This window comes from Kitasatospora sp. NPDC092039 (assembly GCF_044756065.1).
Lineage (GTDB): Bacteria > Actinomycetota > Actinomycetes > Streptomycetales > Streptomycetaceae > Kitasatospora.
The window spans coordinates 82,253-108,505 of the sequence record NZ_JBIVSD010000016.1 but is presented as its reverse complement, the minus strand read 5'-3'; the positions used below and the strand labels follow the sequence as shown (position 1 = coordinate 108,505).

Here is a 26,253-nt window from a genome sequence, read left to right as displayed (position 1 = left end):
GCCCCAACGCCGACCAGCCTAGTCGTCCGAGGCGCAAGCACGAGGCAGTCGACCGGCCCTACCTCCCGGCCCGGGGATCCCACTGGACAAACGACGGCCGCACCGAAACTGTCCACACACTGAGCCAGAGCGTGTTGTCTAATGGAGGCTGTGCGTGACGGTCATCCGACAGGGGGAGTTGATGATGATCAGAGTGCTGTTAGCCGAGGACATGAGCATGGTGCGCAGCGCGTTGATCGCCCTCCTCGCATACGAGGACGATCTGGAGGTCGTCGCCGACGTGGGCCGCGGGGATCTGGTCGTGCCGACCGCGCTGGAAGTGCGGCCGGATGTCGCAATCCTCGACATCGACATGCCCGGGCTAGACGGGCTGCGAGCCGCGGCCGAACTGCACCAGAAGCTCCCGGCGTGTGGCACGTTGGTCCTCACTGGGCTGGCACGGCCGGCGTACCTGCGCAGTGCGCTCTCTGCCCACGTTCTCGGCTTCCTGGGGAAGGACGCCCCGGCCGAGGAACTGGCTGCGGCGATCAGGAAGGTGGCCGCCGGGGAACGCGCCATCGCTCCGGAGCTGGCCTTAGCCGCCCTGAACGTACAGGAGAACCCGCTGACACCAAGGGAGTTGGACACGCTTCGACTCGCGGCAGAGGGCTCCTCGGTCACCGAAATCGCCGCCCGCCTCTTCATCTCGGCAGGCACCGTGCGCAACCATCTGGCCGCCGCCGTGTCCAAGACCGGAGGACGCAGCCGGGTGGATGCGGTCCGGATCGCCGAAGAGATGGGCTGGCTGTCCGTCGGACCACGGATCGGCTGACGCCCGCGTACGGCCGCCCTCAGTGGGCTCCGGCGGGACGCTGCCAGTGACCGGTGAGGTCGCGGTAGAGGCCAGAGAGTGCCAGCAGTTCCTCGTGGCTGCCCACGACAGCGGCAGTCCCGTCCATGACAAGGACCCGTTCGGCCCTCAGCGCCGAACTCATCCGGTGCGCGATGACCAGCAAGGATCCCGGGCGGCGGATGAATGCATCCTCGGCCCGGGCCTCGGAAGTCGGGTCCAGGTGGCAGGTGGCCTCGTCCAGGACGACCAGCTCGGCCGGGGACAGGTAGGCGCGGACCAGCGCGATCTGCTGGCGTTCGCCAGCCGAAAGCGCGTCCGGCGCAATCTGCGCCAGGTAGCCGCCGAGCCGGTCGACCAGCCGTTCCAGGCCGATGGCGGCCACCGCCCGGTTCACGTCCCCGGGACCGGCATCGCGATTGAGGTAGCGCAGGTTCTCGTCGAGGGTGCCGGCGAAGACGTACGCCTCTTGGGGGATCAGGACGCGGTGGCGGGCGCGATCGGCGGGGTCGTCGGACAGTGGGCGCCCGCCCAGGCGCACCTCGCCACTGGTCGGCCGGAGCAGTCCGGCGATCAGGCCGGCCAGGGTCGACTTCCCGATACCGCTGGGCCCGACCACCACCAGGTGCTCCCCCGGGCCAATAGTCAGGTCGAGGTCGCGGACCACCGGCTCGGCACCGGGACTGTAGGCGAAGCTGACCTTTCTCAGCTCGACGCCGTACGGGCCGGGCGCGCGCGGCGAAGGCCTGGCCGCCGGCGCGGTGGATTCGGGCGGGGCGGATTCCAGGATCCGCCGCAGGGTGACGGCCAGCCGAACCCCGCTGCCTCCCAGGCCTTGGACCAGAGTCTGCAAGGCGGGTTGGAGTCCCTGCATGATGTAGGTGACCGAGCCGAGCAGCGCGCCGGCCGTCACGCCATGGCTGGACAGCCCAGAGGCCGTGGACAGCAGCATGACCAACGGAAGCCAGCTGCCGACGGCCAGCACCAGGGTCCGGCCGGCGGTCAGTCGGGCTACGCGCTGCGCCGCCCGAGCCTGCTGGTCGACCGCCGCCGAGAGCCGGTCACCGGTCCACCCCTCGGCGCCGGCTGCGGTCACGTCGCGCAAGCCGGCGACGACCGCGCCCGCCTCGGCGGCGAGCCGCTCGTCGGCGAGCAGCAGGTTCCGCTGGCCATCCGTCGCGCTGCGGAGCATCAGGGCCAGCAGGCATGCCGCGGCAAGCAGCGGCGGCAGGACCACGGCCAGAACCAGCGGCTCCAGGAAGCACATGCCCAGGAGCGCACCGCCGACGCTGAAGACGAACCTGCGGACGACCATGGTGATCCCGGCGTACGCCTCGCGGACGATCTCCACCTGCTGGGTCAGCCGGGCAACGCCTGAGGTGTCGGGCCGCTCGGGGGCCGTCGACGCAGCGCGCAGCCCGCCGGTGACCACTCCACGTACCAGGTCGTCCCGCAGCGGTTCCACCAGGGCCGCCAGCCGTGGGTAGACTTGGCGGGTCGCCCACGCGCCGACGAACACGGCGACTCCGAGCAGGGCCAAATAGGCCATGCCGACCGCCGGACGGCCGGCACCGAAGCCGGAGTCGACCGATCCGGCCACCAGCCGGCCGGCTGCGAACCCGGGCAGTGCCTCGACCGCCGACCATAGCGCCAGCTGGGCGACCACCCGCGGGCAGCGGCGCAGCGGGGCAAGGAGTTCGAGTCGGAGCGAGATCTCAGGCGTCCCGTTCACGCGCCGACCTCGGCGGACTTGGGGCATGCCCTTTCAGGCCGGTATTCGTCGGCGGGCGGGTCGGGCTGGAAAATCGCCCGATACTCGGGCAGGCCCCAGAGCTCGCTGTGCGGGCCGATCCGTCGGATACCACCACCGTCCAGCCAGGCCACGAGGTCACACCGCGCGGCGGTGGAGGCCCGGTGGGCGATGATCAGGCGCGTGCGGCCGGCCAACTCGGTAGTGAGCGCAGTGCTGACCCGGAATTCGGTCACGGTATCCAGGCTGGAGGTCGCGTCGTCCAGCACCAGAACCCGCCCCCGATGCATGAATGCCCTTGCCAGACCGATCCGTTGGGCCTCACCGCCAGACATCGGCACACTTCGCAGGTCGGTGCGGTAGCCCGCCGGGAGGCGGTCGACAAAGGCATCGATGCAGGCGGCCGCGGCGGCCCGGGAGAGCCTCGGCCGGTCCGTCTCCGTCACGTCGTCCAGCGCGATGGCTTCCCCGACCGTTCCTCCAAGTAGGGCCGGGCGTTCGAAGGCGTACCCGATCGCACCGCGCAGTTCCTCGCGTGACAGCTCGGACAAAGGAGCCCCGTCGAGCAGCACGGTTCCCGACTGTGGGTCCGTCAATCGACCGGCCAGCGCTGCGAGCAGCGACTTTCCGGTACCGGAGCGTCCGACGATGGCGAGCGACGTCCCGCCCGGCACAGTCAGGTCGAGACCATCGAGCAGCATCTGCCCGTCCACCCGCATGGTGACCGCGCGGAGTTCGAGGCAGCCGGGGCCTGGTGGGAGCGCCCCGGTGCCATACTGCATGACGGGCTCCGCAAGCACCTCCTGAATGCGCCCGGCACCGGCCCGGGCGCGGGCGAGGCGGCCAAGGAACATCGCAGTCATGCCGACGCCTGCGCCCAGGGCGGCGTACCGGGAGGCCGCCAGCATCTCGCCCAGAGTGACCCGGTTCACGGCCAGCCCGAAGCCTGCCACCGACAGCACGGCGACCTCCAAGAGCGGTACCAACAGGGCACTTTTAGCGGCGATCTTGGTCTGTGCCCGCCAGAAGTCATGGCCGAGGCCGCTCAGCTCCGGGAGCGGCCGCAGCACCCGCTCCGCCTCCCGGTCCATCGTGCCCGCAGCCGCAATGGTCCGCATGCCGCCCAAGGCCTCGACGAAGCCTGCGGCGATGGCGCCCTGGACCTTCTGGTACCGGGCGATCAGGGCCGACATGTCCTGGGCGTATGAGCGCAGGAAGAAGACCAGTGCAGGCATGCCGGCCAGGAAGGTGAGGGCCAGCCAGGGATCGATCAGCCAGAGTGCGACCACGCTGGTGAGAGTCGGCAGGACGGAGAGTGCCGCCCAGACGGCTACCTCCGCGGAAGCGCCCGCGTCGACGGCGCCCCCGATCAACCGGGCCGTGAGGTCTCCGGGATTGAAGCGGACGGCGGCCCGCCCGCCGAGCGTGAGCAGGTGGGCGAGCTGGGCCCGGCGCAACCAGGCCGTGCCGACGGCGGAACTCCGGCCGGCGGCGAGGTCGGACAGCACCTCGCAGAGGACGAACACGGCGATCGCCGCCGTGCACGTGGTGATCCGCCCGTCGTCTGTCCGGCCGGACATCGCGCTGTCCACGGCGGCACCGACCATTGCGGGCAGTAGCACCTGGACCAGCATGCTGCCGAGGGCCGCGAGCACCAGGAGAACGGCCCAGCCACCGGCCTGCCGTACCGCACGCAGCAGCAGGCGGTCGGCCGCCCGGCCGGGTGTCGACACGGTCCCGTCGGCCGCTGCTGGGAACTCGGTCATCACTCTGCCTCTCCAGGTCGTCGCGGTGGTCTGCGGGTGCCGCCATGCGGTCGTGCGGGTGAAGTGCGCCGGCCTCCCGGTCCTGGGCGGGATTCCGCTCAGGACCGGGAGGCCTGACCGACTAGCTACGTCGGCGTCAGTTGCACCACAACCAGCTGGAGTTCGAGCAGTTGGTGCTCTGGCCGCTGTCCATGGGGGCCATCTCCTCGGCCTCGGTGGGCAGATCCATCGTCTGCAGGTCAAGCAGCGCCATGGTTCTCTTCCTTTCCGCTGGATATCGGTCTTGCCCTTGCGGGCACCCCTCCTGGAGCAGAGGGGAGTCAGTGGGGCGCACGTCCGCGCGCCGGTCAGGGTGTCGGCCGGTTCAGGAGGTCCGGGCCGGCCCAAGAAAGGGCAGGTGGACCGGCGTATCGCCGAGGGCCGAGCCGAGGGCGAGCAGGACGCCCGCAGAGCCTGTGGCGAGGTCCATCGACAGCCGGAGAAGCTGCTCGCCCGGGTAAGCGAGCTGGCCGTGGTAGGCGAGGGCGTGCAGGGAGAGTGCCCTGATCTGCACGGCCACGTCCGGGTCGTCGACCGGTTGCGCGAGCCGGGACGTCGAGACGAGGTGATGCAGGATTCCGGCCCGACCGTTGAAGAGGCCGGACAGCACGTAGTGCTCGGCCTGCGAGGAGATCCGCACGCCGTCGGCGGCGGCGCGGAACTGCTCGTCCTCGCGGTGCGCCAGATAGCGTTCCAGGACGATCGCCAGGCCCGCACTGCCGGTGGAGAGATAGGGCATCGAGCGCCAGCCCTCGTTGACGTGAACCGCGCCGTCGGCGCGGGTCAGGCAGCGGCGTAGGTCCTGCCGCAGGGCGGTGGCGGCCAAGTCCAGAAAGGCCCGGTCGCCGGTCTGTTCGTACAGCCGGACGAACATCAGGGCCGGCCCGGCGGAGCCCCGCATGAGTCCGGCGTACGGATGGCGTCCGCCGCTGGTCTCGGGTACGTCTTCCGCGCCGCCCAGCCGTTCGGCCACCAGGTCGGCGGCCCGGAGTGCGGCCTCGCGCAGCGTGGACTCGCCGGTTGCGCCGGCGAAGTACGCGAAGTTGAGCGCGAGACCGGACAGGCCGCTCTGCAGGTCGGAGCCCAGCCGTTCCCAGCCCTCTGCAAGGCAGAGCTCCAGGACGTTCAGCGCGGCGGTGCGGTGGCCGAGGCGGTCGAGCACATGGGCCACGCCGTGCAGACCGTCGTAGAAGCCCAACCGGGCCCGGATGTCCTTGCGCAGGGCGCGCTTCAGCAGCCATTGCTCATGGTGCGGGAAACGGCCGGCGCCGGTCGCATCCAGTGCGTACAGCACTCCGGCGGCGCCGTGTGCGATGTTGAGCGCGCCGGTGCCGAACTGCTCGATGTCGCCGGGAAACAGTCGGTCGTCGCGGTCCGGGGTGGCGCTTGCGAGGATCGCGCCGACGAGCGACTCGCGGATGGCGGGCCAGGCATCGTGGTCCGGGGTCGGTAGCGGCAGGGCGGCTGACTCGAAGACCGTCGCGGGGGTACCGGTGGACGGCCGCCCGTCCGTGCTGGTCGAGCCGCCCGGCCCGAGGATGTCGCACATCGCGGCGTCGAGGAACTCGCGCGGTACCGGGAAGCGCCGAGCGATCTCGTCGGCCAGGTGACGGGCCTTCCCGAGACTCTGCCGGAGCATCGCGGTCAGCGGGATGAACATCGCGAGCCGGATGCAGCCGAGGGCGTAGCGGTCGATGGCGAAGCCGGTCCGGTCGCGCGGGGCCGCGTAGGCGGGGTTGCCGAGCGCGGGCTTGGTCTGCGCATCGACGAGGGAGGCGACCTCATAGTCGATCAGCGCGACGCTGCCGTCCGGGCGGACCATCACGTTGAACGGGTGCAGGTCGCCGAAGACCACGCCACGCCCGTGCAGGGCGTCGACCGCCTCCTCGACGGCCTGGCAGATCCCGAGCGCCCAGTCCGTGTACTCCGCGATTTCCGTCTGGTCCGCCCGGGACTTGTTGTACGGGTAGCGCTGCCCGAAGTACCTGTTGAGCGGCTGGCCGTCCAGGAACTCCTCAACCAGGAAGTGGTGGTCACCGACCGTGAAGTAGTCGATCACCCTGGGCACCACGCTCAGCCCGGCGAGTAGTTCGAGGATGTCCCGCTCGTGCTGGAGACGTTCGACCGCGTCGAGGCCGTCGTTGGTCAGGCCGGCGTAGGCGCGGGCCTCCTTGAGTACGACTCGCTCCCCGCTTCGGGTGTCCACGCCCGTGTAGATGCCGCCGCCGTTGGAGAAGTGCAGCACCTGCTCGATCCGGTACGGCAGTCCCTCGAGCGACTCCTTCCGGCGGGCCTCCAGCTGCGGCACCAGGAAGTCCGGCAGGTCCACCCACTCCGGGACTTGGAAGGCCGGCTCGCGCTTGTCGGGCACCAGCGTGCCGTTGGGCGCCTCGATGGCCTGGACCGGGATACCGTGCTCGGACACCATGTGCCGCTCGGCAAAGCCCCCGTACCGTACATACAGGGGGCCCTCGTTCCAGCGCAGGTCGCTCAGGATGTACGGGCCGGCCTCACCACCGATTCGCGCTTCCAAGGCGTCCAGCACGGCCTTCAACTGGGCCTCGTCGCGCGGGTAGATGGTGACGAGCTTGCCGCTGGAGCCCCGGTGGGCGTATTTCATGTTCCGGGCCTGCAGGATGTGTCGGCCGGCCAGGTGCTTGAACGGGATGCGCTCGGCGTAACAGTAGTCCGCCACCTCGCCCAGGATCCGGTCGGCGTTCTGCTGGCGGCCGGAGGTGTGGACCTTCCAGCCCTGCCTGGGCAGCGGCTCACCGCTCTCGGGGCGGTAGATGACCCAGTCGCCGTCTTCGATCCGGCTCCAACTCTCGGGCACCGGTCGGCCGGAGAGGGCGAAGTCCAGGCCTTCCTCCTTCAACTCGGTGGGCGAATCGAAGAAGGTCGGATCGGCCATACAGTACACGTCGTAATGCTTGGACATTCGCCACCCCCGTGACTTCTCCGAAGAGATTCCGGCTTGCCCTTGACAACGCCGGTGGAAAAATATCGTCATGGTCGACGTAATTCCGGACGGCCGCACCAGGGAATGAGATCCACCAGCTTCCCGGCGATCCGTGTTCGATTGCGTCGAACGCGATCGATCATTGCACTTGAATCGCACTTTGACTACGCCGTACTCCATGGAATTCTCCATGCGATTCACATGGGTTCAACCGCGGGTTCTCCACGAGGGGCCCTTCCGGGCGACCGTCCGGCCGGATCGGACGGTTCAGCCGTCACGCCGGTGCGTGGTCTTGGCTAGGCTGGCCACCGGTACGGGGGCAAGGCGGCACACTGAGGAGGGGATTCCCGTTTTCTCGCGGACTGCGGATTCCGGCGATCCGGAACGGGCTCATTCCCTTTCCGATCCAGGCCCGGCGGTACGGCTCGACAAGGTGAGCAAGGTGTACGGGCATGGAGCGGGCGCCGTGCACGCGCTCCGCGAGGTGTCGATGGAGTTCCGGCGTGGCGGGTTCGCCGCAGTAATGGGACCGTCCGGGTCCGGGAAGAGCACCTTCCTGCACTGCGCCGCCGGACTCGACCGGCCGACTTCCGGGCAGGTCCGGCTGGCCGGCCGGGACCTGGTGGCACTGAACCCGAACGAGCTGACGGTCCTGCGTCGGCAGCGGATCGGCTTCGTCTTTCAAGCGTTCAACCTGCTCGCCTCGCTGACGGTGGAGCAGAACATCACCCTGCCGCTGAGGCTGGCCCGACGTCGACCGGACAAGGCCTGGCTGGCTGAGATCGTCGAACGGACCGGCCTGACCGAGCGGGTGCGGCACCTACCCGCCCAACTGTCCGGCGGCCAGCAGCAGCGGGTGGCGATAGCCCGGGCCCTGGTGACCCGCCCCGAGGTGGTCTTCGCGGACGAGCCCACCGGCGCCCTGGACAGCGGTACCGCGACCGAGGTCCTACGGCTGCTGCGACACGTGGTGGACGGGCTGGGGCAGACCGTGATCATGGTGACCCACGACCCGGTCGCCGCTTCCTACGCGGACCGGGTCTACTTCCTGGCCGACGGCAGCTTCGCCGAAGTCCTGGACGGGCCCACCCCCGAACGGGTCGCCGAACGGATGACCCTCCTGGGAAGGCGCTGACGACATGCTCCTGCTGGCTTGGCAGACGGTGCGCGCCCGGAAGGCCGGCTTCGCCGGCGCTTTCACCGCGCTCACCTTCGCCCTCGTCCTGACTGTCGGCTGCGGCGTCCTGCTGGAGTCCGCCTTGCGCGCGGGCACACCCACCGAGCGCTATGCGGCGGCCCCGGTCGTGATCGGCGGTTACACCCGCATCCCCGACGCGGGGCCGCTAGCCGACCGGCTCGCCGAACTGCCCGGCGTCACGGCAACCGTCCCGGACGTCTCCTTCCCTGCGGCGGTGATCACCGAGAGCGGGAAGGTCCTGTCCGGCCCGCATGGCAGCCCTTCACTCGGGCACGCCTGGACGAGCGCCGTCCTGGCACCGTTCCGGCTGACCTCCGGCCGCGCCCCGGTCGGGCCCGACGAGGTGGTCCTCGACGCCGCCACCGCCGCCCGCGCCGGAGTCACAGCTGGCAGTGCCGTACGCCTGGCCACCACCGAGGCACCGCGCACTTACACCGTGGCCGGACTGGCCTCGCCGCCGAAGGAGTTGTCCCGCCAGAGCGCGCTGTTCTTCAGCGCCGAGCAGGCCGCCCGGCTCACCGGGACGACGACCGGCGCCGACGCGATCGGCATCACCGCCGAAGACGGGACCGACCCGCTGACACTGGCCGCGCAGGCTCGGCAGGCGCTGGCCGCCGCCCGGCCGCAGAACGCCGACGGGCACTGGACCGAGCCCCGGACCCGCACCGGCGACGAGCGCGGCGAACTGGAATTCGCCGGGACTTCCCGGCCCGGAGATGGCCTCTCCTCACTCGCCGGGACAATGGGCGTGCTGTCGCTGTTCGTCTCGGTTTTCGTGGTGGCCGGGGCGCTCGCACTGTCCATTCAGCAGCGGCTGCGCGAGATGGCCCTACTGCGGGCGGTCGGCGCCACCACCGGCCAGGTGCGGCGGATGATCGCGCTGGAGACGTTGGTCCTGACCGTGGCGGCCGCGGTGATCGGCACGCCGCTGGGGATCGGCCTCGCCACGCTTATACGGGGCGGACTGGTCGATCGCGGGGTGGTCAGCTCGGACGTGCCGCTACACATCGGGCCGACCGCCCCGCTGGTCGTCCTCGGCGGCGCAGTCGTCACCGCGCAGCTCGCTGTCTGGGCCGCCGCTCGCCGCGCCTCCCGGGTCGAGCCCACCCAGGCGCTGCGCGATTCCTCGATGGCGCCGCCCGGCATCGGCTGGATCCGGACCGGGCTCGGCCTTGTGACGCTCGCCGTGTGCGGCGCGGTACTGGGCGGGTCGACGAGTAGCCGCAGCGGCGCCGGCACGGCCGAAAGCATGGTGCTGGCACTGCTACTTGGTGTCGCCCTGCTCGGACCGCTGATCGGCCGGGTCGCCAGTGTGGCAATCGGCGGCCCAGTGAGTAGGCTCTTCCCGGTCGCCGGATTCCTCGCGTCCGCTGCCCTGCGAGCCCAGCCCCGCCGTTTCGCCGCCGCCGTCACCCCGCTGGTGCTAGCGGTGTCCTTCACTGGCACGGTGCTTTTCGTCCCGATGATCAAGGCTCAGGCCAACGTGTCCGAGGACGGCCGACGACTGCTGGCCGATCACGTGATTCAGTCCGGCAGTGTCGGCCTGCCCCCGGAATTCGTCAGCGCGGTACGAGAGTTGCCGGGGATAGAAGCGGCCAGCGGGCTGGTGTTCACCACCGCCCTGGTGTCCGTCGACACCGCCGACACCAGGGGTGTAGACGCCCGGATCTTCGACCCACAGGGGCTGGAGCGATTGGTCGACCCCGGGGTGACAGCCGGTTCGCTGGACCGGCTGCGCGGCGAGAGCATCGCGCTGGGTCAGCGGTCGGCCGCTGCCCTCAAGGCCGGCGTCGGCTCCACCGTCCGGATCGACTGGAGGGACGGCGTCAGCAGCACAGCCACGGTCGTCGCCGTCTACGACCGCGACGCACGGTTCGCCGATGCGATGCTGCCTGCCGAATTCGCCGCCGCCCACGCACCGAACCCACTGTCGCCGACCGTCTTGGTCCGCACCACTCCAGAAGCCGATCCGCAGCAGGTTGAGCGGGAACTCCATGGCCTCACTTCGGCCTTCCCGATGGCCCGGATCAGCGACCGGGCAGACTACGACGAGACGCGCCGACAGCAGCAGGAAGCGACCACTGCGGTGGGTCGGCTGTTACTAGGCATGATCAGTCTGTTCACCGCGATCGCCGTGGTCAACACCCTGGTGATGGCAACGACCGAACGGCTGCGCGAGTTCGCCCTGCTGCGACTGGTGGGCGCCACGGACCGCCAGGTGCTGCGGATGATGGCATGGGAGGGTGGGATCACGGTCGCCGTAGCGCTCACCGTCGGCGCGGCGATCACGGCCTCCGTCCTCGTCCCGGTCAGCCTCGCGCTCACCGGGACTGCCTGGCCGTCGCTGCCCGCGAGTTGGGCGGCCGGGGTACTGGGCGGGGCAGCGGCGCTGGGTGTGGGCACCGTGCTGCTGACCACCCGGCTGGCGCTGCGGAGGGAACCGGTCCAGGCGATGGAGGTTCGCGACTAGCCGACCGGTCCCGGGTGGTCAGGCGGCCCTGGGGGGCACTAGCGGCCCTGGCCTGTCGGCCTGCGGTCGGACGGCCGCGGCCTCGACAACGGCCGACAGGTGGAACCAGCCGAATTCGCCCTTCCTGGCAGTCAGCTGTCCACCGACCGCCAGCAGCCGCTCGGTGAGGTTGTCGATGCCGCGCCCGCCGCTCGGCTCCCCCGGTACGCCAGCCGCCGGGACGCCGTCGTTGGAGACCGTCAGGCGCACGGCGCCGACGTCGTCCCGGACCGCCCGGATCCGGCACTGCCGGGGCACGCTGTGCCGCAGCATGTTGGTGACCGCTTCCCGCACCACCGTCGCCAGCACGGCGTCGGCATCCGGCTGCAGCGCCCCGCAGAGCAGCTCGACCTCGACGCTGATCCCGGCCGCCCGCAGCGCCGATGCGGCCGAACGGGATTCCCGTGCCAGGGACATCTGGAAGTCACCGCTGGAGATCCAACGAGTGTCCGCCATCGCCTGCCGCACCATCACCAGCACCTCGGAGATTTTCTCTTGCGCCAGCTTCGGATCCTTCACCGCCAGCCGCTCCGCGTGTTGGCACTTCAGTGCCGCCACCGAGAGGCTGTAGCCGAGCAGGTCGTGCAGGTCGCGCGCGAATCGCAACCGCTCCTGATCCACTGCGCGCTCCGCCAGCTCCGTTCGGGCCTCCCGCAATTCGGCGGTCAGGTCCGCGAGCCGGGCCACGCCGTAGACGACGATGCCGCCGACGACGGTTGAGACGACGGCGTTGACGCACTGACCGAATGTGCCGCCAAGCACTGCACAAAGCGGGTACTGACTTACCGCCAATGCCGAGAAGGAGATCCAGGAGCGCGGCGCGGCGACCGTCAGCAGTACCGATCCGGCGAAGGAGCCGGGGATGCCGACCCATGACCCGTCGAACACCAGGATCGGCAGATAGGTGAGCAGCCCGTGAACGAACAGGCTCCACGGCCACCAGATCCGCTCCAGGCGCCATGGGCCTGCGTGCACGATCTGGAAGCCCAGCAGCAGTATCAGGACGACGATGGCTGACAGCTGGTACGGCAGTCCGTCGCGGTTGCGGACGGTAGCCACTACCGAGGCAGCGAAGAAGCCGACGGCCACCATGACGACGATGCCCTGAGTGAGGCGCGACAGGGGGTCTCTGGGCCACCGGGACGCTAGTCGCCCAGTCGGCCACCTCGCGGAGTGCTCATCATCGATCCCGTGCACGCTGTGACCCAAAGCCATCTCCCCGTGGACGTCTCGTCATGCCATCAGCATGGGGAGCCCGCTTCGCAGACGACACGCCCCCACGCACCCCGTCAAGAGCATAGTTCCCGTGCGCAATGATGTTGCAACACTCCGTTATTGACCGGAAACGGCGGAGTCGGGTTGTCGACGACCCGAGGTCGGAGCAGTCGCAGCGCTCGGGACGGCGATCGCATCCGGACAAAGCCGGGACGAAGACCGGAACACCTACCGTGCACCGAAAAACGACGGGGCTTCGGTGCCGTGTCCGGAGCGACGATACTTCGACGACCTTTCCCGCTTCCCCGCTCTCCCTGTCCGTGGATGGCTCTCAGCACTTCATGATCCGGTTGGAGCAGCCCGGAATCAGGACCTCACGGCAAGATCGTGAGCTGTACAGGCGGATACGGGTCTCGTCGGCGCGGTAGTAACGACAGAGGCCGTCCCGCCGGAGGGCTACACAGTGCCACTGCCACCACTACGCGGCTGCCGGGCGGTCGACGGTTGGCGGCGGCCGTTCCGCCGAAACCGGGAGCAACCGGGTGCCTCGTGATTGAGTAGGCGCATGAACCCGCAGACGACCCCCGGTCCGTCCCGCGTCGGCCTGATCGGCTACGGCCTGGCCGGCTCCGCGTTCCACGCGCCGCTGATCGCCACCACGCCGGGGCTGCGGCTGGACGCCGTGGTCACCGCCAACCCCGAGCGGCGTGCCCAGCTGGCGCGGGAGCACCCCGGCGCCCGCGCCGTGGACACCCCCGAGCAGCTGCTCGCCGACCCGGACGCGCTCGACCTGGTCGTCATCGCCTCGCCGAACCGCACCCACGCGCCGCTCGCCCGCGCCGCCCTGCGGGCCGGCCTGGCCACCGTGGTGGACAAGCCGCTGGCCGGCACCGCCGCCGAGGCGCTGGAGCTGTGCCGGCTCGCCGAGGAGCGGGGGGTGCTGCTCTCGGTCTTCCACAACCGGCGCTGGGACGGCGACTTCCTCACCGCGAGCCGGCTGGTGCACGGCGGCGCGCTCGGCCGGGTGCACCGCTTCGAGTCCCGCTTCGAGCGCTTCCGCCCCAAGCCCAAGCCGGGCTGGCGGGAGCTGGCCGACCCGGCCGAGGTCGGCGGCACCCTGTACGACCTGGGCAGCCACCTGGTCGACCAGGCGCTCACCCTGTTCGGGCCGGTCGAGACGGTGTACGCGGAGATCGACGTGCGGCGCGACGGCGCGGTGGTGGACGACGACGCCTTCCTGGCCCTCACCCACGCCTCCGGCACCCGCTCGCACCTGTGGACCAGCGCCATCACCCCGCTGATCGGCCCCCGGCTGCGGGTGCTCGGGGACACCGCCGGCTACGTCAAGCCCGGCATGGATCCGCAGGAGGCCGACCTGCGGGCGGGCCTGCGCCCGGACGGCACCCGCCCCTGGGGCGCCGACCAGCCCTCGCACTACGGCACCCTCGGCACCGACGAGTCCGCGATCTCGCTGCCGACCGAGCCGGGCGACTACCCCGTCTTCTACGCGGGCATCGCCGCCGCCCTGGCCACCCCGGGCACCCCGCCCCCGGTCGACCCGCGCGACGCGGTGGCCGCCCTGGCCGTACTGGAGGCGGCCCGCGCCTCCGCGGCGACCGGGACGGCGGTCCGCCTGGGCTGACCGCCGTCCAAGCGGCGCGGGACCGCCGTCCTCACACCCCGATGACCTCCACCGCCGAGCCCAGCCCTCGGAAGTCCGCCAGGTTGCGGGTGTACAGCGGCAGCCCGTGGGCCGAGGCGACCGCGGCGATCATCAGGTCGATCCGGCGCGGGCGCGGCTGCCGGCCGGCGGCGATGGTGAGGGTGACCAGGGTGCCGTAGCGGGCGGCGGCCGCCGCGTCGAAGGGCAGCGGGTCGAAGTCCGCCATGGCAGCGCCCAGCACCTCCAGCCGGTCCGCCCGGCTGACCGGATCGCGGGCCATCGACACGCCCTGCTGCAGCTCGGCGAAGGTGATCGCGGTCAGTTCCGGCACGGCCGGCAGGTCGGCGGGGTTGAGCAGCGCCAGGTCGATGTAGACACAGGTGTCCAGCACCCCGGCCGGCCGCCGCCGGGACGCTCTGCGGCGCTCAGCCACGCCGCCGCTCGAACGGGTCGTCGCCCTCGTCCCCCACCAGCTCCTCGGGCCCGAAGTACTCCTCGGCCTCCTTGCGCATCCGCTGGTAGTCCACCCGCGGCAGCTTCACGTGCCGCGCCACCAGCTCCTCCGCCGTGAGCCGCCGCCTCCCGGACACCGGCCGCAGCTCCGCGACCTCGACCCCGTTCCTGGTGATGTGGAAGGTCTCCCCCGCCTCCACCGCGTCCATCACCGCGGCGGAGTTGTTCCGGAACTCCCGCTGGGTAATCGTCCTCATCCCTCCACGGTAGCCCCGCGTAGCACCCCTGGCTACACCCGGACGACCCCGCCGAAAGCCCTCGTCGACCGCGCCCGATCCGCTAGGTTCGAACACCGATCATCGAACAGAGGGGGCTTCTGTCATGACCGGAACCAGCGAGAGGGACCAGAATCCCTGGCTCTACGGCCAGGACACACCACCCGCCCGTGATCCTGCCGACCCGTCCCGTCCGACCGGGCCGTGGACGGGCACCGGCCCGACCGTCCTGGTCCAGCCGACCGTGCTCCAGCAGGCCGCCGGCGAATCCCGACGGCTACAGGGTGAGCTGCGGTTCGCCGTCGGCCGCGTCGAGCCCGACACCGCCGCGGCCGTCCAGGCACTGGCCGGCGGGTGGGCCGGCGGCCCCGCGCTGTCCCAGTCGCTCACCTGGTGGAAGGAGCGCTGGAACAGCCTCGACCACCGGCTCGGCCTGACCGCCGACCGCCTCGACGCCACCGCCCGCAGCTACCAGGCGGCCGACAACGCCGCCGCCGGCGGCTTCAAGGAGCCGTGACCATGGTGACCTTCGCCCTGCTCCGCCACGCGTCCTTCGACTCCCTCGACCACGCGGGCGGCACCTGGAACGGCGTCTCCGGCCATGTGGAGCACCTCGTCGGCCAGCTGCGCTCCGGCGTGCTCCGCCCTCTCTCGGGCGGCGGCGGCCCGTACGCGGCCCCCGGGTCCGGGAGTCGGCCCTGGACCGGCGCGGCCGCTGACGAGGCCGTACGCGAGATCGGGTTCCTGGCCGACGAGTTGCACGCCTTCCACTTCGAGGCGCTGGCCGTCGCCGCCGCGCTGCACCAGGCCAGGAAGGCCCTGGCCGGGGCCCAGCAGAAGCTGCTGCGGGCGATCGGCGACGCCGAGGCCCTCGGCGCGACCGTGGCCGACGACGGCACGACCACGCTGCCCGACCTGCCGCCCGGGGAACGCAACGACCCCGAGGCGATCGCCTACCAGAAGCGGAAGTGGGACGAGGTGCGGCAGCACGTCCAGGTCATGACCGCGGCCCTGACGGAAGCCACCGAAGCCGACAACGCCGTGGCCACGGCTCTGCGCGCGCTCGACCCGGAGGAGGTCGACCCGGCGACGCATCCGTACGGGGCCGGCAACGCCCTGAGCGACCTGGAGGGGGCCATGGGCATGCCGACCGACCCCAGGGCCCGGAAGGAGTGGTGGGCGGCGCTCGATCCCGCCCTGCGGGCCGGGCTGCTCGCGGCCGATTCGGACAGGCTGATCAAGGCCGGGGTGCTGGGGCCGACCGAGTACGAGTGGTCCTCGCCGGACAAGGGGGCCGGGCTATGGGGAGTCCGCGAGCCGGGTATCGCCGACCAGATGATGCGAGTGAAGGTCGCGAGCATGGTCGGTGGCGGTGCGCTCGCGGGCTACCCGGATGCCGCCCGCAACATGGCGCACTATCTGGACGGCGACGGAACGCCCCTGAGCCTGGCCGTCGAACCCGTGCTTCGTGACGACGCCGACTTCCAGGCGAGCGCGACTGCCCAATTGGCCGCCAACAAGGACAAGTGGCGCCAGGCCGCGGTGGAGGCATTCGAGAAGTCGGGAGGCGTTCCGGTCTCGATCCCCGTCGAGAGCCCGGTTGAACACCGCCGCTTCAAGGACGAGAACTGGTACTTCGCGATCGGGAGTTACCCGTACCTCACATCCGGAGTGGCGACAGCCGTCCCCGGACCGGACGGCAAGCCGCAGGTGTCGCTGCAGTACCAGGTCAACGTCTGGGACCGTTACAACTGGGATGAAGGCAAGACCACGCCGATCGCCGGCACCACCGTCACGGACCACGACATGGCGACGCTGCACCAGACCGGACTCGCCAAGGAGTTCGACATCGTCGGCAGGACCCAGCCGATCACCATCCAACTCGACGAACCTACCGCCCCGGGGAGGACGACACAGTGACGCGGAAGGGACGATGGGTGCTACTGCTGGTGCTCATGGTGCCGTTGGTGCTCGTGGGGGCCGCCGTGGGAGGGATCTACTGGCTGCGGGACCAGGTGGAGCATCCGCCGGACAACAGCGGTCGGCCCGGGTCATGGCTGACGGTGCCGTCGGAGTTCGTCGCGGAGTTCTCGCGGGTGCGGCCGCCCGCGTCGGCGACCGAGGTGCGATGGTCGTACCTGAAGGGCCTCCAGGACGACCAGGCGTTCCTCGCGTTCCGGCTGCCGCCGGGTGAGGAGCAGGCGTTTCTGGCGGGCTTGGGGATCTCGGTGAAGCCGGGCACTGGTATTTCTCTCGGTGGGTGGTCGGTGACCGGCTTCCAGCGGGCGGGGGCGCCGGACCCGAAGGCGGCGGGACCGTTGCGGGAGGGCTCCTTCCTCGCCGAGCCGCTGCCCGGGCACAACAAGCGGCTCGCGGCGACGCTCCGGCTGGCGACGGAGGCGGACGGTGGCACCCGGGTGTGGGTGGAGGCGGGGGACGCACCGTAGGGGGGTTCCGTGGTGGATGCGGGAACCGGGTGGGCCGTAGGATCGTCCTGCTGGTACGTCAGGGAGCCGATGGGACACCGGGAGGGGGAGCGCGCCGTGACCGTGGTTGCGATGCTGCTGGGCCTGCTCCGGGTGTTGACCGGGGAGTTGGCGGCCGACAGCGGGACGCTCGCGTCGGTTGCCGCCGTCGCGGCCGTGGTGTTGGTGGCCGGGGCGGTCGCCGGGGCGCTGGCCGGGGCGCGGCTCTCGGGCACGCGGGCGCCGGCGGCCGTGCGCAGCGGGGTGCTGCGGCGCCGGGCGTTCGGTACGGCGTTCCTTCCGCAGCGTGATCCGGACGCCCGGGGCAGGCGACGCCCCAGGGCGCCGGGAGCGGCCCTGGCGGCCGCGTGAAACCCCTCGTTCCGTAGGCAGTTCCGCACGGCCGCCCTCCGCCGACCACTCATGTCATGAGACCCCGGAGGGCTCGCTTCGCCATGTCCGTACTCGCTGTACTCGATCCTGCCGTCGCCCTGGCGCACGCCGTCGTCGCCGCCGTCGCCCACCTGGTGCCGACCGCGCCGGCCATCGTCCTGTTCACCGTCGCCGTCCGGCTGGCGCTGCATCCGCTGGCGCGGGCGGCGGCGCGCGGGGAGAAGGCCAGGGCGCGGCTGGCGCCGAAGGTCGCCGCGCTGCGGCGCAGGCACGGGGACCGGCCGGAGCGGCTGCGGGAGGCACTGGCCGAGATGTACCGGGAGGAGCGGGTGTCGCCGTTCGCGGGGTGCCTGCCGCTGCTGGTGCAGGTTCCGTTCTTCTCGGTGATGTACCGCCTGTTCACCACCCCGAACGACCTACTGGACGACACCCTGTTCGGCGTTCCGCTGGGCCTGCACGTCACGGGCGCGCACGGCGCCGGGCAGTGGGCGGTGTTCGGGGTGCTGTTCGCCGGGCTGGCGGTGGTCGGGTACGTCAACTTCCGCCGGGCCCGGCGCGCGGCCGCGGCGACGGCGGCGGCGCAGTCCGCCCCGCAGCCGGGGGCGGGACTGCTGCCGTACCTGTCGTTCGGGTCGGTGCTGTTCGCGGCGCTGGTGCCGGTGGCCGCCGTGCTCTACCTGCTGACGGCCGGCGTCTGGTCGGCCGCCGAGCGGGCCTGGCTGTACCGGGACGGGACGCCCGTGCCGGCGGCCGCGCTGGTCGCCTGATCAGCCACGCCGGCCGGCGATCGACAAGCCGCGGTCAGAAGTGGCGCAGCAGCTCGGGGAAGGTCCCGAGCTGCAGCGTCGCCTCCTCCGGGCCGAGTTCCGCGTGCTCCAGCACCCAGGTGTGCTGGTGCGGGATGAAGACGGTGCGCAGGCCGGCCCGGCGGGCGGGTGCGATGTCGGACTTGGGCGAGTTGCCGATCATCCAGGTCCGGTCGGGGTCGAGGCCGAGGTCGGCGGTGAGCCGCCGGTAGGTGTCGACCGACTTCTCGGCGACGATGTGGACGCCGCGGAAGTGGTGGTCGATGGTGGACTCGGTGATCTTGCGCTGCTGTTCGCCCTGGTCGCCCTTGGTGAGCAGCAGCAGGTGGTGCCGGTCGGCGAGGGCGGCCAGGGTGTCCGCGACGCCGGCGATCAGTTCGACGTTCCGGCTGGTCAGCGGGGTGAGCAGGGCCTCGATCCGGGCCAGCTCGTCGGCGGTGGGGGTGCGGCCGTTGAGCCGGTGCAGGCAGTCGGCGAGGCTCTGCCGGAAGACGGTGGCGCCGTAGCCGAGGGTGGCGGAGTTGACGGCCTCGATCTCGTCGAGCAGGGCCCTGGTGCGCTCGTGCTCGGCGGGGGCGGCGACCCAGTCCAGGAAGCCGTCGATGACCCGCTCGAAGAGGACGTTGTTCTCCCAGAGCGTGTCGTCGGCGTCGAAGATCAGGATCTGGTCGGTGTGCATCCGGTGGTCTCCAGGAGGAATTCGGTCGGGCGGCGGCAGGAGCCGGGCGGCGGCAGGAGTCGGTCGGGCGGCAGCGGCAGCGGGTCAGACGGCCGGCAGCAGGCGGGCGGCGCGGTCGAGGGTCTCCCGGAGGTTCTCCTCGGTGGTCCGCCGCCCGGCCTCCTCGACGGTGAGCCACTCCAGCGGGGACGCCGGGTTCTCCGGCCGGGCCTGCTCCGGAGTGCCGGTGGCCAGCAGGAAGCGCAGGTCGGCGTGCTCGTGCGCGGGTTCGGTGGGCGACGCGGGGACGGGCACCACGGCGAGGTGGACGAGGGCGGGGCCGGGCCAGGGGGTGAGGTCGGTCAGGCCGGTCTCCTCCAGGCCCTCGCGCAGGGCGATGTCCAGCGGCCGGGTCTCCCCCGGGTCGCCGTGGCCGCCGACGTGCAGCCAGGCCTGCTGACGGACGTGCCAGCGCAGCAGGACGCGGCGGGTCGGCGGGTGGACGATCAGCGCGGAGGCGGTGAAGTGGAGCGGGAAGGTGCTCCGGTTCCAGGCGTCGGCGACGCCGAGGAGGCGGCGGGCCCGCTCGTGGTCGGCGCTCTCCACCGGGCCCTGCGGGCGGTGGTCGTCCAGTAGTAAGGCCAGGTCGGGGCTCTGGGACGGGCTTCCCGTGGTCACCATGGGTCTGTGCTCCTCGTTCCGCTCCGGGGCGGCGCGGACCGCGTCGACCGGCGTGCGGAAGGGGGCGGTCGGGCCCCGGGCTTCGGGCTTCGGGTTCCGGCGAACCCGCGCAGCCTAGCCCGGGGGCGTTCGGGCGGCCCACCGGTTTTCGCCGACGGGCGCGGGGCCCGGGACGCCCGAGCGGACCGGGCCCGGGCCGGACGGCGGCCGGGTCCACTGCGCGTTCGACGGGCCTTCCACAGGCCTTCCACCGGCGGACGCTTCCGGTACGGACGGCGGCGTACCGGCTGGTCCGGGCGTCTCCCCGGAGGCCGTAGCCTGTGGTGATCGTTTCGGGACAGGTGGAGGGATGTCGTCATGGTGGCTGCTCCGGCGCTCGCCGAGCTGCGCGAGGTGTGCCAGCCGCAGGCCAAGCTTCAGAGCCGCAACGGCGAGCACTGGGCGGGCCGGCTCTACATGCGGCGGATCTCGCTGCGGACCACCCGGCAGCTGGTGCGCACCCCGGTGTCGCCGAACACCCTCACCTGGGTGATGGTGGCGTGCGGGGTCGGCGGCGGCGCGGCCCTGCTGATCCCCGGCCTGACCGGCGCGGTGCTGGCCGTCGTGCTGTTCCAGCTGTTCCTGCTGTTCGACTGCGTGGACGGCGAAGTGGCCCGCTGGAAGCGCCGGTTCAGCATGGCCGGGGTGTACGTGGACCGGCTCGGCGCCTACCTGGCGGATGCCGCGCTGATGATCGGTGCGGGTGTACGGGCGGCGCGCGGCGGCTCGGAGCTGTGGGTGTCGGCGGGGCTGGCGGCCGCGCTGGGCGTGGTGCTGCTCAAGGCCTCGACGGACCTGGTGGACGTGGCCCGGGCCCGCAGCGGGCAGCTCCCGGCGACCGAGGAGTCGACGCAGCCGCGCTCCCAGGGCATCGCGACGGCCCGCAGGGTCGCCTCGGTGTTCAAGATCCACCGGGTGACGAACGGCATCGAGGCCTCGCTGGTGCTGCTGGCGGCGGCCGCGGTGGACGCCGGGCTCGGCGACCTGGACGCGACGCGGTGGACGCTCGCGGGCATCACGCTGATCACCTGGGGCATGGTGGTCGCCCACCTGGCGTCGATCCTGTCCTCCTCGCGGCTGCGCTGAGCGGCCCGGGCGCGGGGACAGCCACGCGCGTGAAGCCGTAGGGCCGTACGAAACAGCCGGAAACCGCCGGAACCCGCCGGGAACGCTCCTTCCTCGGAACCAGTTGGACTACATATTCAGTCCAACGACATATACAGTCGCCCGACTGTTCCGACCGAAGGGGGCACCTCCATGCCGCCCCGCACGACGATCCGGACGGCCGCCACCCGGCCCGCCGTCGTCCTGCTCGCCGGGTACCTCGCCGAGCTGCTGTTCCGGCTCGCCCTCGTCCGGCAGATGAGCTTCCCGTCCGTCCACCCCGACGAGGACTCCTACCTCGCCCTGGCCCGCGTGCTGGCCGGCGGCTCGGCGACCGAGATCCCGGTCGGCGTGGTCGTCCCCGGCGGCTACCCGCTGCTGATCTCCCCCGCGCTGCGGCTGGCCGACGATCCGGTGACCGCCTACCACCTGGTCATGGGCGTCAACGCCGCCGTCAACGCCACGGTCCTCCCGCTCGCCTACGTCGCGCTGCGCCGCCTCGGCCTGGACCGCCGGCCCGGCTACCTCTTCGCCGCCGCGACCGCGCTGCTGCCGCCGGTGGTCTTCTACTCGCAGTTCGCGATGACCGACGCCGTCCTGCCCGTCCTGGTGCTCGCCTGGCTGCTCTGCCTGCACGGCTGGCTCGCCGACGGCCCGCCGCGCCGCCGCGCCTGGCACGCCGCCGGGGCGGGGGCCTCGGCCGGCTACGCGATGGCGGTGCACGACCGCGGCGGCGTGGTGGTCGCGCTGACCGCCGCCGTCCTGCTCGGCGTGCTGGTGCTGCGCCGGGCGCCGTGGCGCGCCACCGCGGCGGGGCTCGCGGCGCTCGGCCTCGGCGTGCTCGGCGCCGAACTTCTGGCCGCCTGGCTGCACGCGCGGTTCACCGTCCAGGAGAGCGCGGTCGGCAGCCTCCTCTGGCAGGGCCTGGCCGACCCGGCGCTCGCCGGGCGGACCCTCGCCCGGACCGCCGGCCAGACCTGGTACTTCATCACCTCCACCTGGGGCATCGGCGGACTCGCCGTCGTCGCCTGCCTGTACGCGCTGTTCGACCGCCGCCTGCCGCGGGCATCGCGGATCACCGGCGGCGTCCTGGTGGCGCTGCTGTTCGGCACCGCACTGGCCTCCGCCGCCGCGCTGCCGCCGGACGGCCGGGTCGACGACTGGGTGTACGCCCGCTACACCTCCTGCCTCGTCCCGGCGGCCTTCGTGACGGGCGTCGCGGTGCTCGCCGGGTACCGGCGCCGCGCGCTGCGCCGGGCGGCGGCGGTGACGGCCGGGCTCGTCCTGCTGCTCGCGGGGGCCGTGACGCTGGCGGCCGGCGCGGAGCTGCGCACGTCGAACTTCATCCCGTGGAGCCTGCCCGACGTCTCGTTCCTCGCCTCCGACTGGGGCCGGCTGGACATGCCCCGTGCCTCCGCCGCCGCGCTGGTCGTGCTCGGCGGGGTGGTCCTGCTGCGCGGCGCCGGGGGCCGCCGGGTGCTCGGGGCGCTCGGGGTCTCGCTGGCGCTGTTCGCCGCCTTCGCGACCGTGACGATCACCGCGCAGGTCGCCCGGCCGCACTCGGTGGGGCGGGAGGGCCTGGCCACGGGCTTCACCCGCGCCTCCGGGATCGACCAGGACGACGACGTGGTGTTCGCGTGGGACGTCGACTGGTCGCTGCGGGCCGCCCAGACCTTCGAGGTCTACCGGGGACGGGTGTGGTTCCGCGACCCGCGCTGGCAGCCCGTCCCGGCGGAGGCGAACGTCATGGTCCTCCCACTGCCCGAGGCGGGCCGGCCGCCGGAGGCGTACTGGCCCGACCACCCCGCCGACTGGTACGTCGAACGGTTCGACGCCCAGCAGAACTGGGCGGTATGGCACCGGCGCTGAGCCCTCCTCGGCCCACCGGCCGGCACCGCCGCCGAGCCCGCCCCGCCCACCTGCCGACACCGGCACCGCCGCCGAGCCCACCCGGGACCACGGAGCTGCGGGCCTACTCGCCCACCGTCCGGGCGTGGGCGGCGAGGACGGTGTCGAGCAGGCCGGGGAAGCGCCGCTCCAGGTCGACCGTGCGCAGGGCGGAGAAGCGCCGGTTGGCCTCCTCGCGCTGGCTGATCAGGCCGGACTCGCGCAGCACCTTGAAGTGGTGGCTCAGGGTGGAGGGCGCGACGTCCACCGGGAAGGTGCCGCAGGCCCGCTCGGACTCGGCGCGCAGGATGCGGACGATGGTCATCCGGGTGGGGTCGGAGAGCGCGTGCAGGATGTCGAAGAGGTCGATCTCCTCGGTCCCGGGGTGCGCGAGCGCCGGTCGGCGGCGGGTGCTTCGTGGCATGTGTCGACCTCCCTGATCTGCGATGTTCGACATCCATGGAAACGGTGTGGTACCACTTCCCAGCACCAATTTCGTCGTTCGTCGAACATCGTAGCCGAGGGGGCCCGACATGCGCGCACTGGTGATGACCGCACCCGGTGGATCCGAGAACTCGCAGGTCCAGGAGATCGCCGCACCGCACCCCGGACCGGGGCAGGTGGCGATCGACGTCGCCCACGCCGGGCTGAACTTCGTGGACGTGATGACCCGCCGCGGCGACGCCGCGTACGCCGCCGAGTGGCCGTACCGGCCCGGCAAGGAGGTGTCCGGTACGGTCCGCGAGCTCGGCGCGGGCGTCACCGGACTGGCGGTGGGCGACCGCGTGGTCGCCGCGCCGGTCGGCGCCGGACTGGCCGAGGTGGTGCTCGCGGAGGCCGTGCTCACCGTGCCGCTCCCCGACGGGGTGGCGCTGCGCGAGGCCGCCGCCGTCCCGCTGGGTCTGGCCACCTCGCTCCTGCTGCTGACCGACGCCGGCCGCTTCACCGCCGGGGACACCGTGCTGGTCCACTCGGCGGGCGGCGGGATCGGCAACGCCGTCGCCCGGCTGGTCCCGCTGCTCGGCGGCGGCCGACTGATCGGCACGGTCGGCCGGGCGGAGAAGGCCGCGGCCGCGGTCGCCTCCGGCTACCGGCACGCCTTCGCCCGGGGCGACGACACGGCCGAGGCCGTGCGCGCCGCCACCGGCGGCCGGGGCGTCGACCTGGTGCTCGACCCTCTGGGCACCGCGGCCCTCGACCTCGATCTGGCCGTGGCGGCGCCCGGCGCACGGATCGTGCTGTTCGGCAACGCGAGCGGCGGCGCCGTCGCCGACCTGCCCCCGCTCAGCCGCCTGATGGCGGGCAACCTGACCCTCACCGGCTTCAGCCACCGCGGCCTGGCCGCCACCGCCCCCGAGCGCCTGGCCCGCGCCATCCGCCGGGTCCTCGACCTCGTCGCCGACGGCGGCTTGGAGCTGCCGGTCACCGAACTGCCCGGCCTGGACACCGTTCCGGCCGCCCACGACGCCATGCAGGAGGGCCGGGCGACCGGCAAGTACGTGGTGCGCGTCGGCGGCTGAACCCGACGCCCGAGGCCAGGCGCCAGCCGCCAGGCGCGCCCGGAACGGCAACGCGCCCTGCACGGGAAGTCGACTCCGCCGACTTCCCGTGCAGGGCGCGCTACTCGCCGGGGCTCAGCGGCCGGCCGGGCTCGCCGCCCTGGCGGTGGAGGCGGCAGGGGCGGAGCCCGCCCGGCCGGTGGCGGTGGGAGCGGTACGGACCGAACGCTTCAGTGCCATATGCATGACAGGCTACCTTTCGAAGAGGGATGAGGGTCGGGCGTCACCGGCGACGACGCGTCAGCTCAGCGGCCCGGCCGGGCACCAGGCGTCGCCCCAGGCCGTCGTCTGGATGCAGGTGTGACCGGTGGCGACGGTGGAGTCCGTCAGCGTCGCGTCGTCGGACACGGAGGCACCGGCCGGGACCACCCCGCCCAACCAGGCGGCGGCACCCAGCGCGACCGCGGCCAGTGTCCGCGTCACGATTCCTCGCATGACGACAACTCCCATCACTTCGGGGACAGTTCCACACGTTTCGGACGTTTCCGCAGTTCCCGCGGCATCGCCCGGCCCGTGATCGCCACCCTGCCAGTCGGCGGATGGCCACGGCATCCCCCACAAGGGATCATGAGCCTGCCTGGCAGCTTGAGGAGGCATGCGATGGACCCCGGGACCGGCCCCGACGCGACCGCCGACGTACCCGCGCTCGACAGTGCGGCCGTCACGCTCTACCGGTGGACGGTCGTGCACGAGCGCCTCACCCCGGCGACCCTCGCCCAGGCCGCGTCGGAGACCGGCCTGAGCCTGCCGGAGTGCGAGGCGGCCGTCCGGCAGCTCACCGGCGCCTGCCTCTTCCAGGAACTGCGCGCCCCCGACGGCCCGGCACCCGGAGCCCCGCTACCCGACGGCCCGGCACCCGAAACCCCCACGGCCGGCGCGCCGCTCGCCGGCTCCGCGCCGACCGGCGCCACCATCGCCTGGCAGCCCGTCAGCCCCCAGGCCGCGACCGCGCAGCTGCTCTCCGCGCGCGACACCGCCCTGCGTGCCCGGGAGGAGGCCCTGCGCGAGCAGCGGCGGCTCATCCAGCGCCAGCGCGACGGCCTCGCGGCGCTGGTGCCCGTCTACCTCCAGGCCCGCCAGCACGCCTTCCCCCAGGGCACCATCGACCGCCTGCCGGACAAGTTCGCGGTTCGCTCGCTGCTCGCCGACGTCATCGACTCCTGCCGCAGCGAGGTGCTGGTCTCCAAGCACGGCGGGTCGTTCCCCCCGGCCGCGCTGCGCGAGGCGCTCCCGCGCGACCTCGCGCTGCTCGACCGGGGGATCCGGATGCGGAGCCTCTACCAGCACGCGACCCGCTTCGACCAGCCCACCCGGGTGCACGCGGAGCAGCTCATCGAGGCGGGCGCCGAGATCCGGACGCTGCCGGAGGTGCTGCCGCAGCTGATCATCGTGGACGGCTCGCTGGCCCTGCTGCCCGCCAGCTCCGGCGGCGCGCTGATCATCCGGGAGCCGGACCTGCTCTCCTACCTGCTGACGGTCTTCGAGCGGGACTGGGAGAACGCGACCCCGTTCGCCACCGGCCCGCAGGCCGCGCACGACGTCACCAAGACGATGAAGCAGAGCATCCTGGTGCTGCTCGCGAAGGGCCTCAAGGACGAATCCATCGCCCGCCGCCTGGGCATCTCCCTGCGCACCTGCCGCCGCCACGTCTCCGAACTGCTGGACAGCCTCGGCGCCCACAGCCGCTTCCAGGCCGGCGTGGTCGCGGAACGGCTGGGCCTGACCTCGCACCCGGCACCCGCCGAGGCCGCCGCCGAGGCCGGGGAACCCGCACCGACGGAGTCCTGCCCCGCGTGCGGCGGCCCGCTGACGGCGTCCACCCCCTCCCCCGCCGGCCGGCGCCCGGGCGGCCGCCCGCCGCGCTACTGCTCTCCCCGCTGCCGCTCCCGCGCCTACCGGACCCGGCAGCGGGAACGCGGACAGGAGCGGGAACAGGACGGCGTCACGTAACCCGGCTCCGGCGTGACGTAACCCACCGGCACCGGTGCAGCGCAAACCCGGATGA

Annotated in this window: 24 protein-coding genes; 13 read left to right on the top strand and 11 right to left on the bottom strand. The window is 72.3% G+C overall.

All coding sequences use genetic code 11. The features are described 5' to 3' along the window. Window positions 1-184: 184 nt before the first annotated feature. Window positions 185-811: a DNA-binding response regulator gene (locus ACIQI7_RS28030; RefSeq protein WP_401115115.1), complete on the top strand. Its 627-nt coding sequence runs from the start codon at window positions 185-187 to the stop codon at window positions 809-811. A 19-nt stretch (window positions 812-830) separates the two neighbouring features. Here the strand turns inward: ACIQI7_RS28030 and ACIQI7_RS28025 are convergent, their stop codons facing one another. The 4 genes from ACIQI7_RS28025 to lanKC form a co-directional block, all read right to left on the bottom strand. Continuing rightward, window positions 831-2,561, bottom strand: a complete 1,731-nt coding sequence (locus ACIQI7_RS28025; protein WP_401114887.1) for an ATP-binding cassette domain-containing protein — start codon at window positions 2,559-2,561, stop codon at window positions 831-833. Then, window positions 2,558-4,345, bottom strand: coding sequence for an ABC transporter ATP-binding protein (locus ACIQI7_RS28020; RefSeq protein ID WP_401115112.1), 1,788 nt, complete (start codon window positions 4,343-4,345; stop codon window positions 2,558-2,560). Before ACIQI7_RS28020 ends, ACIQI7_RS28025 begins: the two co-directional genes overlap by 4 nt. A gap of 136 nt (window positions 4,346-4,481) precedes the next feature. Beyond that, window positions 4,482-4,598 (bottom strand): SapB/AmfS family lanthipeptide, encoded by a 117-nt coding sequence (locus ACIQI7_RS28015; RefSeq protein WP_401114884.1) that lies wholly within the window; start codon window positions 4,596-4,598, stop codon window positions 4,482-4,484. A gap of 111 nt (window positions 4,599-4,709) precedes the next feature. Beyond that, window positions 4,710-7,322, bottom strand: coding sequence for a class III lanthionine synthetase LanKC (gene lanKC, locus ACIQI7_RS28010; protein WP_401114881.1), 2,613 nt, complete (start codon window positions 7,320-7,322; stop codon window positions 4,710-4,712). 487 nt (window positions 7,323-7,809) lie between these two features. Between lanKC and ACIQI7_RS28005 the strand changes: the two genes are divergently transcribed. After that, window positions 7,810-8,478 (top strand): ABC transporter ATP-binding protein, encoded by a 669-nt coding sequence (locus ACIQI7_RS28005; RefSeq protein ID WP_401114879.1) that lies wholly within the window; start codon window positions 7,810-7,812, stop codon window positions 8,476-8,478. 4 nt (window positions 8,479-8,482) lie between these two features. Next, entirely contained in the window at window positions 8,483-11,011 is a 2,529-nt protein-coding gene (locus ACIQI7_RS28000) for an FtsX-like permease family protein (RefSeq protein WP_401114876.1), read from the top strand. 18 nt (window positions 11,012-11,029) lie between these two features. On the opposite strand, the gene ACIQI7_RS27995 is transcribed toward ACIQI7_RS28000, so the two are convergent. Then, entirely contained in the window at window positions 11,030-12,142 is a 1,113-nt protein-coding gene (locus tag ACIQI7_RS27995) for a sensor histidine kinase (RefSeq protein WP_401114873.1), read from the bottom strand. A 688-nt stretch (window positions 12,143-12,830) separates the two neighbouring features. Between ACIQI7_RS27995 and ACIQI7_RS27990 the strand changes: the two genes are divergently transcribed. Further along, complete coding sequence (locus ACIQI7_RS27990; RefSeq protein WP_401114870.1) at window positions 12,831-13,907, top strand: Gfo/Idh/MocA family oxidoreductase; 1,077 nt, start codon at window positions 12,831-12,833, stop codon at window positions 13,905-13,907. A gap of 31 nt (window positions 13,908-13,938) precedes the next feature. On the opposite strand, the gene ACIQI7_RS27985 is transcribed toward ACIQI7_RS27990, so the two are convergent. Continuing rightward, the gene (locus ACIQI7_RS27985; RefSeq protein WP_387756978.1) at window positions 13,939-14,361 is read right to left on the bottom strand and encodes a type II toxin-antitoxin system VapC family toxin; all 423 of its coding nucleotides are present in this window, start codon (window positions 14,359-14,361) and stop codon (window positions 13,939-13,941) included. Then, window positions 14,354-14,638, bottom strand: coding sequence for a type II toxin-antitoxin system Phd/YefM family antitoxin (locus tag ACIQI7_RS27980; RefSeq protein ID WP_387756977.1), 285 nt, complete (start codon window positions 14,636-14,638; stop codon window positions 14,354-14,356). The genes ACIQI7_RS27985 and ACIQI7_RS27980 overlap by 8 nt, the downstream gene beginning before the upstream one ends. A 124-nt stretch (window positions 14,639-14,762) precedes the next feature. Here ACIQI7_RS27980 and ACIQI7_RS27975 point away from each other — a divergent pair, with 124 nt between their 5' ends. The 5 genes from ACIQI7_RS27975 to ACIQI7_RS27955 all read left to right on the top strand — a co-directional run bounded on the left by ACIQI7_RS27975 (window position 14,763) and on the right by ACIQI7_RS27955 (window position 18,281). Continuing rightward, a complete protein-coding gene (locus ACIQI7_RS27975; protein WP_401114865.1) occupies window positions 14,763-15,173 on the top strand; it encodes a WXG100 family type VII secretion target in 411 nt (136 codons plus the stop codon). A 2-nt stretch (window positions 15,174-15,175) separates the two neighbouring features. After that, complete coding sequence (locus ACIQI7_RS27970) at window positions 15,176-16,576, top strand: hypothetical protein (protein ID WP_401114862.1); 1,401 nt, start codon at window positions 15,176-15,178, stop codon at window positions 16,574-16,576. A gap of 17 nt (window positions 16,577-16,593) precedes the next feature. Continuing rightward, the gene (locus ACIQI7_RS27965) at window positions 16,594-17,103 is read left to right on the top strand and encodes a hypothetical protein (protein WP_401114859.1); all 510 of its coding nucleotides are present in this window, start codon (window positions 16,594-16,596) and stop codon (window positions 17,101-17,103) included. Window positions 17,104-17,199: 96 nt separating this feature from the next. After that, window positions 17,200-17,493, top strand: coding sequence for a DUF6412 domain-containing protein (locus tag ACIQI7_RS27960; protein WP_401114856.1), 294 nt, complete (start codon window positions 17,200-17,202; stop codon window positions 17,491-17,493). A gap of 83 nt (window positions 17,494-17,576) precedes the next feature. Then, window positions 17,577-18,281 carry a YidC/Oxa1 family membrane protein insertase gene (locus tag ACIQI7_RS27955; RefSeq protein ID WP_401114853.1) on the top strand — a complete coding sequence of 235 codons (705 nt, stop codon included), beginning with the start codon at window positions 17,577-17,579 and terminating at the stop codon, window positions 18,279-18,281. Window positions 18,282-18,315: 34 nt separating this feature from the next. Here ACIQI7_RS27955 and ACIQI7_RS27950 read toward each other — a convergent pair whose 3' ends face one another. Next, window positions 18,316-18,999 carry an HAD family hydrolase gene (locus tag ACIQI7_RS27950; protein WP_401114850.1) on the bottom strand — a complete coding sequence of 228 codons (684 nt, stop codon included), beginning with the start codon at window positions 18,997-18,999 and terminating at the stop codon, window positions 18,316-18,318. 84 nt (window positions 19,000-19,083) lie between these two features. Next, window positions 19,084-19,659: an NUDIX hydrolase gene (locus ACIQI7_RS27945; RefSeq protein ID WP_401114846.1), complete on the bottom strand. Its 576-nt coding sequence runs from the start codon at window positions 19,657-19,659 to the stop codon at window positions 19,084-19,086. 357 nt (window positions 19,660-20,016) lie between these two features. Here ACIQI7_RS27945 and ACIQI7_RS27940 point away from each other — a divergent pair, with 357 nt between their 5' ends. Then, window positions 20,017-20,784 carry a CDP-alcohol phosphatidyltransferase family protein gene (locus ACIQI7_RS27940; RefSeq protein ID WP_401114843.1) on the top strand — a complete coding sequence of 256 codons (768 nt, stop codon included), beginning with the start codon at window positions 20,017-20,019 and terminating at the stop codon, window positions 20,782-20,784. Between the two features lie 171 nt (window positions 20,785-20,955). Next, window positions 20,956-22,671: a phospholipid carrier-dependent glycosyltransferase gene (locus tag ACIQI7_RS27935; protein ID WP_401114840.1), complete on the top strand. Its 1,716-nt coding sequence runs from the start codon at window positions 20,956-20,958 to the stop codon at window positions 22,669-22,671. A 103-nt stretch (window positions 22,672-22,774) separates the two neighbouring features. On the opposite strand, the gene ACIQI7_RS27930 is transcribed toward ACIQI7_RS27935, so the two are convergent. Beyond that, the gene (locus ACIQI7_RS27930; RefSeq protein WP_401114836.1) at window positions 22,775-23,113 is read right to left on the bottom strand and encodes an ArsR/SmtB family transcription factor; all 339 of its coding nucleotides are present in this window, start codon (window positions 23,111-23,113) and stop codon (window positions 22,775-22,777) included. A 109-nt stretch (window positions 23,114-23,222) separates the two neighbouring features. Between ACIQI7_RS27930 and ACIQI7_RS27925 the strand changes: the two genes are divergently transcribed. Beyond that, window positions 23,223-24,209 (top strand): zinc-binding alcohol dehydrogenase family protein, encoded by a 987-nt coding sequence (locus tag ACIQI7_RS27925; protein ID WP_401114834.1) that lies wholly within the window; start codon window positions 23,223-23,225, stop codon window positions 24,207-24,209. Window positions 24,210-24,488: 279 nt separating this feature from the next. Here the strand turns inward: ACIQI7_RS27925 and ACIQI7_RS27920 are convergent, their stop codons facing one another. After that, on the bottom strand, window positions 24,489-24,671 hold the full coding sequence (locus ACIQI7_RS27920; protein WP_401114831.1) for a hypothetical protein: 183 nt from the start codon (window positions 24,669-24,671) through the stop codon (window positions 24,489-24,491). Between the two features lie 177 nt (window positions 24,672-24,848). Between ACIQI7_RS27920 and ACIQI7_RS27915 the strand changes: the two genes are divergently transcribed. Continuing rightward, window positions 24,849-26,198, top strand: a complete 1,350-nt coding sequence (locus tag ACIQI7_RS27915; RefSeq protein ID WP_401114829.1) for a LuxR C-terminal-related transcriptional regulator — start codon at window positions 24,849-24,851, stop codon at window positions 26,196-26,198. The last annotated feature ends 55 nt before the right edge of the window (window positions 26,199-26,253 follow it).

Coding starts and splice junctions, on each gene's coding strand:
- ACIQI7_RS27980 (WP_387756977.1), bottom strand. CDS start 14,638: ATGAGGACGATTACCCAGCGGGAGTTCCGGAACAACTCCGCCGCGGTG.
- ACIQI7_RS27940 (WP_401114843.1), top strand. CDS start 20,017: ATGGTGGCTGCTCCGGCGCTCGCCGAGCTGCGCGAGGTGTGCCAGCCG.
- lanKC (WP_401114881.1), bottom strand. CDS start 7,322: ATGTCCAAGCATTACGACGTGTACTGTATGGCCGATCCGACCTTCTTC.
- ACIQI7_RS27990 (WP_401114870.1), top strand. CDS start 12,831: ATGAACCCGCAGACGACCCCCGGTCCGTCCCGCGTCGGCCTGATCGGC.
- ACIQI7_RS27955 (WP_401114853.1), top strand. CDS start 17,577: ATGTCCGTACTCGCTGTACTCGATCCTGCCGTCGCCCTGGCGCACGCC.
- ACIQI7_RS27930 (WP_401114836.1), bottom strand. CDS start 23,113: ATGCCACGAAGCACCCGCCGCCGACCGGCGCTCGCGCACCCCGGGACC.
- ACIQI7_RS28030 (WP_401115115.1), top strand. CDS start 185: ATGATCAGAGTGCTGTTAGCCGAGGACATGAGCATGGTGCGCAGCGCG.
- ACIQI7_RS28015 (WP_401114884.1), bottom strand. CDS start 4,598: ATGGCGCTGCTTGACCTGCAGACGATGGATCTGCCCACCGAGGCCGAG.
- ACIQI7_RS27970 (WP_401114862.1), top strand. CDS start 15,176: ATGGTGACCTTCGCCCTGCTCCGCCACGCGTCCTTCGACTCCCTCGAC.
- ACIQI7_RS28020 (WP_401115112.1), bottom strand. CDS start 4,345: ATGACCGAGTTCCCAGCAGCGGCCGACGGGACCGTGTCGACACCCGGC.
- ACIQI7_RS27935 (WP_401114840.1), top strand. CDS start 20,956: ATGCCGCCCCGCACGACGATCCGGACGGCCGCCACCCGGCCCGCCGTC.
- ACIQI7_RS27915 (WP_401114829.1), top strand. CDS start 24,849: ATGGACCCCGGGACCGGCCCCGACGCGACCGCCGACGTACCCGCGCTC.
- ACIQI7_RS27995 (WP_401114873.1), bottom strand. CDS start 12,142: ATGGTGGCCGTCGGCTTCTTCGCTGCCTCGGTAGTGGCTACCGTCCGC.
- ACIQI7_RS28000 (WP_401114876.1), top strand. CDS start 8,483: ATGCTCCTGCTGGCTTGGCAGACGGTGCGCGCCCGGAAGGCCGGCTTC.
- ACIQI7_RS27975 (WP_401114865.1), top strand. CDS start 14,763: ATGACCGGAACCAGCGAGAGGGACCAGAATCCCTGGCTCTACGGCCAG.
- ACIQI7_RS27945 (WP_401114846.1), bottom strand. CDS start 19,659: ATGGTGACCACGGGAAGCCCGTCCCAGAGCCCCGACCTGGCCTTACTA.
- ACIQI7_RS27925 (WP_401114834.1), top strand. CDS start 23,223: ATGCGCGCACTGGTGATGACCGCACCCGGTGGATCCGAGAACTCGCAG.
- ACIQI7_RS27950 (WP_401114850.1), bottom strand. CDS start 18,999: ATGCACACCGACCAGATCCTGATCTTCGACGCCGACGACACGCTCTGG.